12 protein-coding genes and 1 tRNA gene are annotated in these 13,606 nt (G+C 65.8%); 9 read left to right on the forward strand and 4 right to left on the reverse strand.

Annotated features, from left to right (window positions below; translation table 11 throughout):
• Positions 1-2 precede the first annotated feature (2 nt).
• A complete protein-coding gene (locus tag MacB4_RS08875; protein WP_206863493.1) occupies positions 3-959 on the reverse strand; it encodes a YpsA SLOG family protein in 957 nt (318 codons plus the stop codon).
• Between MacB4_RS08875 and MacB4_RS08880 the strand changes: the two genes are divergently transcribed.
• Positions 958-1,530 carry a thioesterase family protein gene (locus tag MacB4_RS08880; protein ID WP_242529209.1) on the forward strand — a complete coding sequence of 191 codons (573 nt, stop codon included), beginning with the start codon at positions 958-960 and terminating at the stop codon, positions 1,528-1,530. The two genes, MacB4_RS08875 and MacB4_RS08880, sit on opposite strands and share 2 nt — an antisense overlap.
• Before the next feature lie 125 nt (positions 1,531-1,655).
• Here MacB4_RS08880 and MacB4_RS08885 read toward each other — a convergent pair.
• Positions 1,656-1,727 (reverse strand) — tRNA-His (locus MacB4_RS08885).
• A 129-nt stretch (positions 1,728-1,856) separates the two neighbouring features.
• Between MacB4_RS08885 and MacB4_RS08890 the strand changes: the two genes are divergently transcribed.
• On the forward strand, positions 1,857-3,395 hold the full coding sequence (locus MacB4_RS08890; RefSeq protein WP_206863494.1) for an NAD(P)H-hydrate dehydratase: 1,539 nt from the start codon (positions 1,857-1,859) through the stop codon (positions 3,393-3,395).
• A gap of 21 nt (positions 3,396-3,416) precedes the next feature.
• On the opposite strand, the gene MacB4_RS08895 is transcribed toward MacB4_RS08890, so the two are convergent.
• On the reverse strand, positions 3,417-4,004 hold the full coding sequence (locus MacB4_RS08895) for a Slp family lipoprotein (protein WP_255551656.1): 588 nt from the start codon (positions 4,002-4,004) through the stop codon (positions 3,417-3,419).
• Between the two features lie 161 nt (positions 4,005-4,165).
• On the opposite strand from MacB4_RS08895, the gene MacB4_RS08900 reads away from it, so the two are divergent.
• The 7 genes from MacB4_RS08900 to MacB4_RS08930 all read left to right on the forward strand — a co-directional run bounded on the left by MacB4_RS08900 (position 4,166) and on the right by MacB4_RS08930 (position 10,597).
• Positions 4,166-5,065, forward strand: coding sequence for a carbon-nitrogen hydrolase (locus tag MacB4_RS08900; protein WP_370569353.1), 900 nt, complete (start codon positions 4,166-4,168; stop codon positions 5,063-5,065).
• On the forward strand, positions 5,062-6,153 hold the full coding sequence (locus MacB4_RS08905; protein WP_242529210.1) for an agmatine/peptidylarginine deiminase: 1,092 nt from the start codon (positions 5,062-5,064) through the stop codon (positions 6,151-6,153). Before MacB4_RS08900 ends, MacB4_RS08905 begins: the two co-directional genes overlap by 4 nt.
• Positions 6,154-6,160: 7 nt before the next feature.
• A complete protein-coding gene (locus MacB4_RS08910) occupies positions 6,161-6,712 on the forward strand; it encodes a hypothetical protein (protein ID WP_206863496.1) in 552 nt (183 codons plus the stop codon).
• 136 nt (positions 6,713-6,848) lie between these two features.
• Positions 6,849-8,015, forward strand: a complete 1,167-nt coding sequence (locus MacB4_RS08915) for a cysteine desulfurase family protein (RefSeq protein ID WP_206863497.1) — start codon at positions 6,849-6,851, stop codon at positions 8,013-8,015.
• Entirely contained in the window at positions 8,012-9,193 is a 1,182-nt protein-coding gene (locus MacB4_RS08920; protein WP_206863498.1) for an aminotransferase class V-fold PLP-dependent enzyme, read from the forward strand. Before MacB4_RS08915 ends, MacB4_RS08920 begins: the two co-directional genes overlap by 4 nt.
• 5 nt (positions 9,194-9,198) lie before the next feature.
• A complete protein-coding gene (locus MacB4_RS08925) occupies positions 9,199-9,993 on the forward strand; it encodes a histidinol-phosphatase HisJ family protein (protein WP_206863499.1) in 795 nt (264 codons plus the stop codon).
• A gap of 13 nt (positions 9,994-10,006) precedes the next feature.
• A complete protein-coding gene (locus tag MacB4_RS08930) occupies positions 10,007-10,597 on the forward strand; it encodes a DNA-3-methyladenine glycosylase (protein ID WP_206863500.1) in 591 nt (196 codons plus the stop codon).
• Positions 10,598-10,617: 20 nt separating this feature from the next.
• Here MacB4_RS08930 and MacB4_RS08935 read toward each other — a convergent pair whose 3' ends face one another.
• Positions 10,618-13,491 (reverse strand): MMPL family transporter, encoded by a 2,874-nt coding sequence (locus MacB4_RS08935; protein WP_206863501.1) that lies wholly within the window; start codon positions 13,489-13,491, stop codon positions 10,618-10,620.
• Between the last annotated feature and the right edge of the window lie 115 nt (positions 13,492-13,606).

Genomic DNA, 13,606 nt, shown 5'->3' on the forward strand with positions numbered 1-13,606 from the left:
GCTTAGCGGAGCGGGAGCGGCTGCGACAGCGAATCCGTAGCTCGGGTGGCTTTCCGCCCGGGCTCGCTTGGGGCTTCGCCGCGAAAGCGCCTCAGCGATATGGCAACCCCTTCCGCATGGGGGAGCGGGAACTTTTCGAGCATCAGCGAGACGCTCCCCACCTTCGGGTGGCGAAGGACGACTTCCGCAATCTCCTCGGCCAACCTTTCCAGGAGATTCCGGGGAGGGGAGGCGGCGACGCGCCGGACCTCGCGGGCGAGCTCGTCGTAGTCGAGAGTCTCCTCGAGGCGATCGGAACGGGCGGCCCGGGAAAGGTCGTCGATTTCCAGGCGGAGGGAGACCCGGAGAGGCTGTGGCCGGCTCCGTTCCGCCTCCGTAATCCCGATCCGGCTTTCGAGCCAAAGCCCATGGATCTCGATCGCGTCCCCCTTCGTGCCCCAACCCTCCGTCCGTCCCGCCGCCCGGAAATCTGGCGCGGGAAACGAGGGAACGAGGGCTTCCTCCAAGGTGAGCCAGACGAGTCGGCCTACGCCCGGCTCGCGGCTGCCGCGGGAGCCAGCGACATTGAGCACGCGGATCTGGTGCTCTTCCAGGAAAGCCTGCAATCTCTCTGCCGGGCACGCACTACTCCCGTGCAGGTGGAGCCAGGGCTTGCGGAGACGCTCGGCTTCTTCCGCGGTGAGGCGGGAGCCGCTACTCAACCCCGCAGCAACGGTGAAGATGACCGTTCCCTCGCTGTCCCGCACATTCCAGCAGGTGCGCTCCGCATAATCGTCTCTGGGGGTCTCTTCGAGCGGGTAGTGCTCGGGGATCATGCCATCCTCGGCGCGCCGGCCGAGCGGACACCATCCTCCCACGGAAAGGCCGTGCGCAATCGCCCAATCGAGAGCCGCTCGATCGGCCCCGGTCTGCCCGCCCGAAACGATCTTCTGGAGCGGAGGTCGAATCTGCCAGGACATGGACGACTTTCTATCCCGATTCTTCCCTTCTGGCGAGACTCCTTGGTACCGAAGAGAGCTTCTCGGCCCTTTTTCCCCTTTTGGCGCTTCCGCGATCGTGGCAGAAAAAGCCATGACCGGCCTGCCGCCCGAGCCCCGGATCCAGACGCGCCTCAAAGTCTACTACTTCGATACGGATGCGGCCGGAGTCGTCCATAACGTGGCCTACTTGCGCCTGGTCGAGGTGGCCCGTTCGGAGCTGGCCGAGAAGCTCGGCTGGAGCCTCGGGGAAATGGGAAGGTCGGGCATCGTGCCCGTCCTGGTGCGGACCGAGATCGACTACTTGCGGCCGGCCCGGCTCGGCGAGGGCCTGCTGATCGAATCGCAGCTGGCCCGGCTGGAACGGTTGCGTTTCGTCATCGAGAGCTCGGTGCAGAAGGAGGGAGAGCCGGCACTCCTCGTGCGCTGCCGTCAGACCCTTGTCACGGTGCGCCTTGCCGACGGACGCCCCCAGGCGGTCCCGCAGTCCTGGGTGCAAGCCTATCCGCATCTGGTGGCTTCTCGGAGCGGGTCGAATCCTGAGCAAGCGTAGGCGCACGCCCCGCCACTCAGAGTGGCTCGCCAAGCAGGCGAATCGCCGATGCTGGATCGATCTGCTGGCCTCCGTTCTGGCATTGGGAATGGGCCCGACGGGGACTCCCGCGAAATGGAGCCCGGGGCGGCCGACGGGACTCGAACCCGCAACAGCCAGAACCACAATCTGGAGCTCTACCATTGAGCTACGGCCGCCGTCTGCTCTCGAGCCACCATAGGGCAGGGCGGGGAGCGGCGCAAGCCCGGCCCCACCGCTTTGCCTTCGTAGGCGCAGCCACTTCTCGCTTGTTCTCGACCAGCGTCAGGCGCTAGTCAACGAAAACGATGATCATCCTTTCCACCGCAGCCATCCGCAGGATCGAGCAACGGGAGATGTCGGACGGAGTTTCGCAGGAAGAGTTGATGGAAAGGGCGGGGAAGGGGTGCGCTGAGCGGATTCTCGAGGCATTCCCGGGGAAGAGGCGGGTTCTTGCCCTGATCGGGCGGGGCAACAACGGGGGCGATGGGCTCGTCATTGCCCGGAGGCTGGCCCGAGCGGGTTGGGAGGCGACGGTATTCCTCTCCTCGGAGAAGGCGGAGCTAGGCGCACTCTGCGCCCGCCAGCTGGCGGAGTGGGAGCGCCAGGGCGGACGAACGGCCCCCTCCGGCTCTCCCCCGCCGTGGGGGGCGGCCGATCTGGTCCTCGACGCCCTTCTGGGCATCGGGATGAGCGGAGAGCTTCGGGGAGCGCTGGCCGACCTCGTGGCCACCCTCAATTCCGAGCGGGCCAGGCGGTTTTTGCGGACGATCGCGATCGACACGCCTTCCGGGCTCTGGGAAGGAGCGAGTCCGGCTTCTCCGGCCGTGGTAGCCGATCTCACCCTGACGATCGGCTACGGTAAGGAGTTTCTCTTCCGGGAAGCCCTCTCCCGCTTCGTCGGCCGGATCGAGGTGGTTCCGATCTTCTCGACGGGGGAGGAGAGCGCCGCGAGCGAGGCGATCGTTCCCGAGGAGCTCGCCCGGTGGCTTCCGAGGCGAAGTGCCCACTCCCATAAGGGTCAGTTCGGCCGAGTTCTCCTCTTGGGAGGCTCCCGAGGGTTCACCGGGGCTCCTGCCATGGCGGCGCATGCGGCCCACCGGGTCGGCGCCGGGCTCGTGACCCTGGGAGTCCGGGAGGAGATCTATCCGATCGTCGCCTCCCGGTGCCTGCCGGAGACGATGGTCTTTCCGATCTCGGACCTCTCGCTCCTCTCTGCGAACCGCGCCCGGGCGACCGCCGTAGCGATCGGACCGGGCCTGGGCCTGGACCGGACGGCCGAGGAGCTCCTCGCCGATCTGGTGGAAGCGAACGAATCCCCCATGGTCCTCGATGCCGATGCTCTCACCCTTCTGGCGAGGAATCCTGCGCTCTTCGACCGATTCCGCTTTCCGGCGATCCTTACCCCTCACCCGGGAGAGATGGGGCGGCTCCTCGGGCGCGAGATCAAGGACGAGGAGAGGGAAGAGGCCGCCCGCGAGCTCGTCGAGAGGCTGCCGGTGACCCTCGTCCTCAAAGGCACGCGGACGCTCGTCGTCCGGAAGGGAGAACCGTTCTGGTACAACACCACCGGAAATCCTGGCTTGGCCGCCGGAGGCTCGGGGGATACGCTCCTGGGAGTGGTGGCCGGGCTGATTGCCCAGGGAATACCCTCCTGGGAGGCGGCAAAGCTGGGGGTCTGGCTCCATGGACAGGCCGCCGATCGGCTGCTCCAAGCAAGGGGAGTCGAAGAAGGTGTTCTGGCTACCGAGGTTGCCGAGAGCCTGGGCGGGGCCATCGCCACCATTCGTGCCGCCGCCGCCCGCGTCCTGCGCGAGAGAGAGGAGCCGCTTTGGGAAGGCTCCTAAGAGCCCGCCCTGGAGGAAACCCTACCACCAGCCGCTGCCCCACCCCGTGACGGTCGGCTCCCAGCCGACGGGATTCCAGTACTGCTCGATGGCTCCGTATTCGTCGATCGAGCCGTAGGCGGCGAGCTCCTTCTTCTGCACGTCTTCGATCACCTTGGGCTCATGCGGCCAGAGGCAGAAGCGAATGCCTTCTATCCGAATGGTCGGGCCGTGGGAGAGAGGCGGAGTGGGGAGGACCCGCCCGGCCACGGTGATCCTCTTGCCCGGGCTGTAGACGGCCGGGTCGAGACGCCCCGGATATTCGGCGAGGATCCGACCGCCGGATTCTGCGGTTCGGACCGGCTCGTCGTGCTGGGTCAGCGACCGCTGCGAGATGAGCACCAGGCTCTCCTTCTCATAAAGGCGGGTCTCGATGATCCGGCCACCAAAGACGACGATTCGGCCCTGGTAGGCGGCCGGATCGGCTGCGATCTGTGAAAGAAGCGGCTGACCTTTGGCTCGTTTGCGCAGGGAGTCCGGAATGGGGCTCATGCTGGCGCATCCCGCGAGCGGAAGGAGCAGAAGAATCCAGAGGGAGGATACTGCCAGCCTTGTCTTCCCGTCTCTCATTCTCGCATAGGAGTGAAGCAGCGTTGACGTTCGTGGCCAAGCCTGGAATGCGCATCCGGTGGATTCGCGAGGTAGCCAGAACAGAAAAAAGGCTTGGCGGGCCGCCCGAAAATCAGCATGAGAAGGCAATCCGCTCCCACGTAAAGAGGCTCCCTGTCAACATGCTGCGAGAACCGATGCCATCCCCGAATCGAGTGCGCGTGGCGCTTCTCCAGGCAAGAGCGGGCACCGACCGTGAGGGCAACCTTCGTCGGCAGGAAAGGCTGTTTGGGGAGGCGGCCGAGCACGGGGCGGGAATCATCTGCACCCAGGAGCTCTTTGCCACCCCCTACTTCTGTCAGGAGGAGCGTCTCGAGGCCTTCGCATGGGCCGAAGCGATCGACGGTCCAACCGTCCGCTTTCTGCAGGGCCAGGCGCAAAAGGCCAAGGCCGTGGTGATCGGTTCCCTCTTCGAGCGGCGCGCTCCTGGCCTCTTCCACAACACGGCGGTCGTGATCGACGCGGAGGGGAGGCTGCTCGGCTGCTACCGGAAGATGCACATCCCGGACGATCCCGGGTATTACGAGAAATACTACTTTACCCCCGGAGATCTCGGGTTTCGCGCCTGGCCGACGTCCGTGGGACGCCTGGGTGTGCTCGTCTGCTGGGATCAGTGGTATCCCGAGGCGGCCCGGCTGACCGCATTGCAGGGGGCGGAGGTGCTCTTCTACCCGACCGCGATCGGCTGGCATCCGCACGAGAAGGAGAGCGAAGGGGCGGCACAGGTCGACGCCTGGCGGACCATCCAGCGAAGCCATGCCATCGCCAACGGCTGCTTCGTCGCTGCGGTGAATCGCGTCGGGCGGGAGGAAGGCCCGGATGGACGCGCGATCGAGTTTTGGGGACGGAGCTTCGTGGCCGATCCGATGGGCCGGATCGTCGCGGAAGCCTCGGGGGAGGAGCAGCTGCTCCTGGCCGATCTCGACCTTGGCCTGATCGAATCCGTTCGGGTTCACTGGCCCTTCCTCCGTGATCGCCGCATCGATGCGTACGGAGGAATTGCCGCGCGCTTCCTGGAGTGAGCACGAAATACGTAGTGGAGGAGAGTGGTCGCGAGCGGCAGGGGAGGAGCCGGGAGCCGATCCCTCGGAGATTCGGTTTCCGCATGCCGGCCGAGTGGGCGCGGCACCGTGCGACCTGGCTGACTTGGCCGCGCGAGGAGGGGATCAGCTTCCCCGGGAAGGAGAAGGCCATGGCCTCCTTCTGGGCCGATCTGGTCCGGCTCCTTTCTTCTGGGGAGCTTGTCCGGATCAACTGTTTTTCCCGCCAGCAGCGACGATCGATCCAGGAGCTCCTCGAATCAAGAGGCCTTGCGATCGGACGGAGGGTCCTCCTCTACGAGAGTCCCGCCTACGAGCCCTGGTGTCGCGATCACGGACCGATCTTCGTGCAAAACGGATGGGAGACCGCCATCGTCGACTGGGGTTACGATGCCTGGGGGAAGAAGTATCCGCCCTATTCTCTGGACGACCTGGTGCCACAGCGGGCCGCCTCCTTCCTGGGGATGCGCTGCTTCGAGCCCGGGATCGTCCTGGAAGGAGGGGCGATCGACACCAACGGAGAGGGGCTTTTCCTCGTGGGCACCCGCTGCCTCCTCGATCCGGTCCGCAATCCGGGAATGACGCGGGAGCGGATGGAAGCGGCGCTGCGCGACTATCTCGGTGCGGATCGGGTCATCTGGCTCGAGGGGGAAATCGTGGGCGATGACACCGATGGCCATGTCGACGAGATCGCCCGTTTTGTCGATCGATCCACCATCGTGGCGGTGCGCGCCCAGGACCCCCAGGATCCGAACCATGGCCCGCTCGAAGAGAACTTCGCCCGGCTGCTGGCGGAGGCGGAAAGGGGCCCCGCACGCCTGCGCGTGGTCGCGCTTCCGATGCCGTCGGCGATCTACGAAGGGGAGACGAGGCTTCCCGCGTCCTACGCAAACTTCTACTTTGCCAACGACGCCCTGCTCTACCCGGCCTTCGGTGATCCCATGGACGCCGTAGCGGGGGAGATCTTGGGTGCGCTCGTGCGCGACCGTCCGGCGGTCCCCGTGGCCGCTCGCGACCTCGTGTGGGGATTTGGCGGCCTCCACTGCATTACGCAGCAGGAGCCGACATGAGGCAGAGATGATCTACCACGTTCCCTTGAGCCCGGTGGCTCTGCTCGTCGGCCTGCTCCACGTCCTGGGCGGAGGGCTGGCGCTCTTTTTCCCTGTGGGAACCCAGGGGTTCCTGCAGCGCTTCCCAAGGAACCGCACCCTCGGACGGATCCTGCTGGGGGCCGGTACCGCCTGGGCGGCGACGCTCTGCGCCACGATCGACCTCGGGGAGTATGCATGGATCCGTTCGGGTCTCTTCTTCGCATCCTTGACGCTCGGGGCGCTTGCAATCTGGCTCCTCGACGATTTTCCCTCGGTCCGTGGGTTTTCGATCCTCCTGCTGCTGGGGGCGAACGTCCTGCTCGATGCCGCCTTCCTGAGCGATCGTCCCGGGAAGATCGCCGTGGTGCTCCTCGCCTATCTTTGGGTAATCGCCGGGATCCTCTTCGTCTGCCTCCCCCATCTCTTCCGAGATCGGGTCTGCGAGCCCTTGCTCCATTCGACCCTCCTGCGGATCGCCGCCTGGGGCGCGCTCGCGATCGGCGCGGGACTGGTCGCCTTCGGCCTGGGACTCGGCTGAGGGCCTGCCGGGCTCCCGATGGGAGGAGGATTGACAAGCGGCGCCTCCGCTCCGAAAGTGTTTCCTCTGGTGCAGGAGTGCGGGCTCCCCGCATCCCGCCAGGGGAATGGACGGGCGGAGTATCTAGGAGCAGGGCGTGAGCAGGCGAGCGATCTACTTGGATCACAATGCGACGACGGCGGTACTGCCCGAGGTGGCTCGGGAGATGGTCCCCTTCCTTTCCGTCTATTACGGCAACCCTTCGAGCGCCTACTCCCTGGGGCAGGAGTCCAAGCAAGCCCTCCGGTCGGCCCGGCGGCGTGTCGCGCGGCTTCTGGGCGGCCGCGAGGAGGAGATCCTCTTCACAGGTGGGGGCACCGAGTCTGACAATACCGCTCTCTGGTCAGCCCTCCGCACCTCGGGAAAGCGGGAGCTGGTGACCACCCTGGTGGAGCATCCGGCCATCTATCGTCTCTGCCAGGAGCTGGAGAAGGACGGGTACCGCGTCCGATGGATCCCGGTCGGAGCCGACGGGCGGCTCGACCCCGCAGAGGTGGCTCGAGCGATCGGCTCGGAGACGGCGGTCGTCTCCGTCATGACGGCGAACAACGAGACCGGGGTGCTCTTTCCCATTCGGGAGGTGAGCGAGATCTGCCGAGCCCACGGGGTGCTCTTTCACACCGATGCCGTCCAGGCGACCGCCAAGGTGCCCGTCGACGTATCCGAGATTCCCGTCGACTTCCTTTCGGTCTCCGCCCACAAGTTCGGGGGCCCCAAGGGCGTGGGTGCCCTCTACGTTCGGGACGGCGTCCCCTTTCGCCCCTTTTTGTGGGGAGGGAGCCAGGAGCGCGGTCGGCGCGCGGGCACCGAGAACGTCGCAGCGATCGTCGGCATGGGTCGAGCTGCCGAGCTTGCGGCGGAGCGGGTCGAACAGTATGGGGCCCGAGTCGGGAAGCTGCGCGACCGGTTCGAGCAGGCGATCCTGTCGGGACTGGTCGACGTCCGGATCAACGGGCATCCGACCGAGCGGGTCCCGAACACCTCCAATCTCTGTTTTGCGAACATCGAATCGGAAGCCCTGCTTCTCGAGCTCGATCGTCAAGGCATCCAGGCTTCGGGCGGATCCGCCTGCAGCACCGGGAGCGCTAAGCCCTCGCGCGTCCTCGTTGCCATGGGGCTCAGCCCACGTGAGGCCTTTGCCAGCGTCCGCTTCTCCCTCGGATGGAATCAGACCGAGGAGGAGATCGATCTTGCAGCCGCTGCGGTGATCGAAGCGGTGTGCCGGATTCGGGAAAAGCTTCCCGCGAGCGTACTGACGCGATGACCATCGAGCAGATTGTCAATGACGCCGATTTGCGGTCCCGGCTCTTTCCGGTGACCCGGCGGAAGACCTTTCTTGCCCATGCGGGCGTCGCCCCGATCACGCAGCGGGCCGTCGAGCGGATCCGGATGGCGGCCGAGGAGGGGGCAAGCCAGGAGCAGGAGACCGAAGCGCTGCTTCGGGAGATCGAAGAGAGCCGCCAGGTCGCGGCTCGGCTCTTGCAGGCCGATCCGACGGAGATCGCGCTGGTCGGTCCGACCGCCTTCGGCCTGAACCTGGTGGCGCAGGGGATCGACTTTCGGCCGGGCGACGAGGTGGTGTTCTACCCGGACGACTATCCGGCCAACGTCTATCCCTGGATGCGACTGGCCGAACGCGGGGTCAAGCTGGTTCGGCTCGAGCCCGACACCTTGGGCCAGCTCACCCCGGAGCTGGTGCTCGAGGCGGTCGGCCCAAGAACCCGCCTGGTAGCGCTCGCCTCCTGCCACTTTCTCTCGGGCTACCTCCTCGATTACCGGACGATCGGGGCAGAGCTCCGCAGGCGCGGCGTGCTCTTCTGCCTCGACGGGATCCAGTCGCTCGGTGCCGCCCCCATGGACGCGGCCTACTGCGACTTCCTGAGCGCCGACTCCCACAAGTGGCTCCTGGGCCCGCTCGGAGCGGGCATCTTCTACGTCCGCAAGGAGCGGCAGGACCTCCTCCGGCCGGCGCTCGTGGGCGCCTGGAACATCCGGTCGCCGGGCTTCATTGCGCAGCCCCAGATCGAGTGCGAGGCGGGCGCGCGGCGCTACGAATGCGGGGCGCTCTATGCGTTGGGCATCCTGGGCATGCGGGCTTCGATCGAGCTCCTCCTGGAGCTAGGGATCGAGGCGATTCGGGAGCGGCTCCTCTCCCTCCATGCCTTCCTGGCCGAAGGGCTTCGCAAGCGCGGATGGCGGCTCCTCGCGGAGGAGTTTCCCGAGGAGGCCCGATCCGGGATCGTGACGGCGACCCATGACCGGATCGACCTTGCCGCGGGCGTCCGGCTTCTCAAGGAGCAAGAGATCGTCGTCTCGCTCCGGTGGGATCGGCAAGGGAAGCCGTATCTCCGCTTTTCTCCCCATTTCTACAACACGCACGCGGAGCTCGCCAAGGCGGTCGGCGTCCTCGACCGGGGCGCTTTCCCCGGTGTCTCTCGCTAAGGCCCATGCTTTTCGACTACCACACCCATACTCCCCTCTGCCGGCATGCCGTGGGGAGCCCCGCGGAGTATGTCCGGCGGGCCCGGGAAGTCGGCCTGGGCGAGCTGGGATTCAGCGACCACAACCCGATGCCAACCGCATTCGATGATTGGCGGATGGGGCCCGAGGAGCTGCCGGGCTATCTCGCCCTCGTCGAGGAGGCGAGGTCCGAGGCGGGAGAGTTTCCCATCCGCCTCGGGCTCGAGTGCGACTTCCTTCCCGGCTATGAGGATCATCTGCGGCATCTGGCCCAGCAGGCGGATTGGGACTACCTGATCGGTTCGGTCCACTACGTGGATCCCCATTGGGACATCGACAACCCGGCCAAGTTGGCCAAGTGGGAAGAAAAGCCCGTCGAGGAGGTCTGGCGGCTCTACTTCGCCGCCTACGCCCGCATGGCCGGCTCGGGGCTCTTCGATTTTCTCGCCCATCCCGATCTGGTGAAGAAGTTCGGGCGGAAGCCTCCCGGAGATCTGACCAGCTACTATCGCGATGCGGTCGATGCCATCGCCGACGCGGGTCTGGCCATCGAGGTGAGCACGGCGGGGCTTCGCAAGGAAGCCCGGGAGATCTATCCGGCAAAGCGCTTCCTGGAAATGGCCTTCCGTCGCCATATCCCCGTGCTCCTGAGCTCCGACGCCCACCGTCCGGACGAAGTCGGGTACCGCTTTGACCTGGCGCTCGGCCTGGTCCGGGAAGTGGGTTACCGAGAGCTCGTCCGCTTCGAGCGGAGGAGGCCGATTCCCGTGCCGATCGGCTGATCGGTCGACGTCCATGATTCGGGGGCGGAAGCTCACCCAGGAGGAGTTCCTCCCGGCCGATCCGGCCGACCGGGCGCGCTTCTTCCTCGGCAAACGGCTGGTCTCCTCCTCGCCGGAAGGACGGGTCAGCGGGCTCATCTGCGAGACCGAAGCCTATGGGGGTGTGGAAGATAAAGCCTGCCACGCGTATGGGAACCGCAAGACGAGGCGTACCCGGATGCTCTTCCGCGCCGGAGGAGTAGCCTACGTCTACTTTTGCTACGGCCTACACCATCTGCTCAACTTCGTGACCGGTCCGGAAGGAATCCCCCAGGCCGTGCTGATCCGTGGCATCCGGATCGAGGAAGGCCGCTCCCTGGTTCGAAAGAGAAGGGGGGCGGTGCCGGAGCGCGAATGGACCAACGGTCCAGCCAAGGTTTGCGAGGCCCTCGGAGTCAATTTGGCCCATAACGGTCTCTCCCTGCTGGGGGAAACCCTTTGGGTCGAGGACCTCGGGCTCACGATCCCGGAGAAGGAGATTCTCTGTACCCCCCGGATCGGGGTTGCTTATGCGCAGGAGTGGGCCGAACGGCCCTTGCGCTTCGTCTGGCGGCGCGCGCGGTAACCGGTGCTCTCGCCCGCCTCTTAGATGCGCCCGTTGCGCGCCCGCGCTTCCTCGGGCAGCACTTGGAGATCGCCGCCGGGGGCGCGTGAAATCTCCGGGGGAGCGGCCGCGGGCGTCTGCCCCTTCGCCTCGCGACGCCGGCAGACGAGCCAGAAGAGCTGCGGAAGGACGATCAGGCTGGCGATCAGGCAGAAGCCGATCGAGAGCGTCATGAGAAGCCCCAGGCCGAAGAGTCCTCGATAGGAGCTGATCATGAGCGATCCGAAGCCGATTACCGCGGTCAATCCCGAAAGCAGGATCGCCTTTCCGGTGCTGCTGGAAAAGAGTGCGGCGTTTCCGCTCTCGCAGAACCGGTCGACCGTGTAGATGCCGTAGGCGACCCCCGCTCCGATCGCGAGCGGGAGGGTGATGATGTTCGCCGGGTTGAACGGAACGTGGAAGAGGACCATGGTGCCGAGGGTCCAAAGCACGGCCATGCCGAGCGGGAGGATGGCCAGGACGCTGTAGCCCAGGTGCTGGAATCGGATGGCGATCAGGATCACGATCGCGGCGAAGGCCCACTCGGCGGCCTGCACATAGCTCGATCGCAAGAGCTCGATGTACTCATAGTTCTGGACGGGCGTTCCGGTCACGTTGGGATCGACGGTTCGCAGATCGCGGACGAAGCGGACGTCGGCGTCGCGGTTCCAGACATTTTCCTTGGGGAGCACTTCGATCAGGATCTTTCCGTGAGGCGAAAGAAAGCGATGGGCGATCTCGGATGGGAGATCCGACACGCTCACCCCGCGGCTGGTGTCCTGGGCGCGGAGCCACGAGAGCCCGCTCTGCATCGATCCAAACACCCGCTGATTGGCCATGCGCAGCCGGGAGTCGAGCTCCTCCGGCGGGAGGTTCGCGATCGCTCCCTCGAGCCGCTCGAGAGCGGGAATCAGCATGCCGAAGACTTCGACCGCGTCGCGAGCCTGCTGGGCCAGAGCCACATACCGCTTGGCCGCCGTGAGCCCTTCCCTCGACTTGGCAAGCAGCTCTCCCACGGCCATTCGCACCTGCTGCCCATCGAAGGGGGGCGGCTCCCGATCGAGCGGAATCGACTGGACCCGCCGGACGATGCGGCGGACGACCGCCTGCTTCTCCTCCTGCCTTTCCGGGAGGACCGAGGAGAGAGAGTGGACCTCGCTCACGGTCGGAAGCGCTCCGAAGGCGCGGATCCTCTTGGCGGCCTGCTCCTCGTTGTCCGCAATCGAAAGGCCGAAGAGAAAGGCGCGGGCGGGAGAGTTGACCAGCGCCTCTTCCTCCCGGACCGATTCGAGCGTCGGGTCCTGGAGGTCCAGGAGGTTGTAGTCGAATCCGACGCGAGGGGCGAGCCAGGCAGCTCCGGCGGATGCCAGCAGAGCGGCGGCGAGGATCGTTCGCGGCGCGCAGAAGAGAGTCCGATGGAGCCACGACGGCGAGGACCAGTGCGACCGCAGGGCGGCTTCCCGGAGATGTCCGACCGCCTTCTTCCGGTCGATCCAGGCGTAGGCGGCCGGAAGGACCAAGAGGCTTCCGGCCAGGCAAAAGAGAATGCCGGAGCCCGCGATGATCCCGAACTCCCGCAGGCCGACGAAGTCGTTGAAGCACATCGTGAAGAAGGCGACGGCCGTCGTGCTCCCCCCCGTGACCACGGCGACCCCGGTGTGCGCCGCGGTGATCTCGAGTGCTTCGGCGACCGAGCGGCCGTGTGCCAGCTCCTCCTCATATCGGCCCATGACTTGAATGCTGAAGTCGATCCCCATGCCGAGCACCATCGCCACGAATGCTTGGGAGATGATGTTCAGATGGCCGATGACGAGGATGCCGAAGGCCAGCGACCAGAAAAGCGCCATGACCAGGACGAGCAGCCCCAGCCCCGGCCGTCGCAGCTCGCGGTAGCTGAGAAGGAAGAGGAGTGCCACCAGCCCAAAGGCGAGCTCCGCCGCGTGGAGGCTGTCGGTGGAGCTCTGCTCGAGCTGATCCTCATCGAGGACCGGCTCTCCCGTCAGCGCGAAGGAGACTTCGGGGTAGTCGGCACCCAGATACTTGAGGATCTCGCGGATCTTGTGAACGGCCTCCGTCCGTCCGGCACCATCGAGCGCGTCGGGTCCCGGAGCGGCGGTCACCAGGAAGAGATGGCCGTCTTCATAGGAGATATACTCGTGATCGGCGATCAGCTTCTGGATGTCTCCGGCTTGCAGGCGGGCGAGGTCGTCCTCGGGAGGATGGCCGGGCTGCTTTCCCCCGTTGCTCGTGGCCGGGGCGGCTGCTGCCGGAGCCGGGCTTTGCGCGACCGCATCCGCCATCGCGTTGAGCATGCTGACGAACCGTCCAATGAACGGCTTGAACTCGGTCCAGTTCTCCCTCTTCCGCAGGTAGGAGGCCTCGAACTTCTGATTCGCTTGCGAGAGCACCGAGGCGATGTTGAGCTTCATCTTGGGCTGAGCCGCCAGTGCCTTGACGTAGCCGTCGACTTCCGTCTCGATCTTGGCAAGCTCGTCGAGCTCCAGGAAGAGGAGGGCTCTCTTTTCCAAGCTGGAGAAATCGAATCGGTAGGTCACGTCTCGGACGAGCGGCGCGAGCTCCTTCAGCTGCTCCCCGAGCGCCTGCGCCGCACGCTTGTTGGTCTCCGGGTCGGGAGAGCGGATCGTGACGAGGTACTCCTCGGCGACGCGAAACTCCTGTCGGTAGGCGAGGTAGTTGCGGTGAATCGGAGAATCGGCGCGGATCAGGGCATTGGTGTCGTTGATGACCCGGAGGCGGGTCACGACCACCCAGGCCGAAAATCCGGTGGCGACGATAGCGACCGAAAGCACCAGGCCCGGCCAGGCGACGGCAAGCCGCACGAGCCGGACCAGGAGCCATTGCAAGAATCTCTTCATCTCTACCGAACGACACCTCCTCCGAGAAAGTGGTGTCCTAGGGAATAAAATTCCACGATCGATCGCCTCCTCAAGCGATGGGCCGCAACCGGCCCGTTTCCCAGATGTAGCCGTC

This window comes from Methylacidimicrobium sp. B4, from assembly GCF_017310545.1.
GTDB lineage: Bacteria > Verrucomicrobiota > Verrucomicrobiia > Methylacidiphilales > Methylacidiphilaceae > Methylacidimicrobium.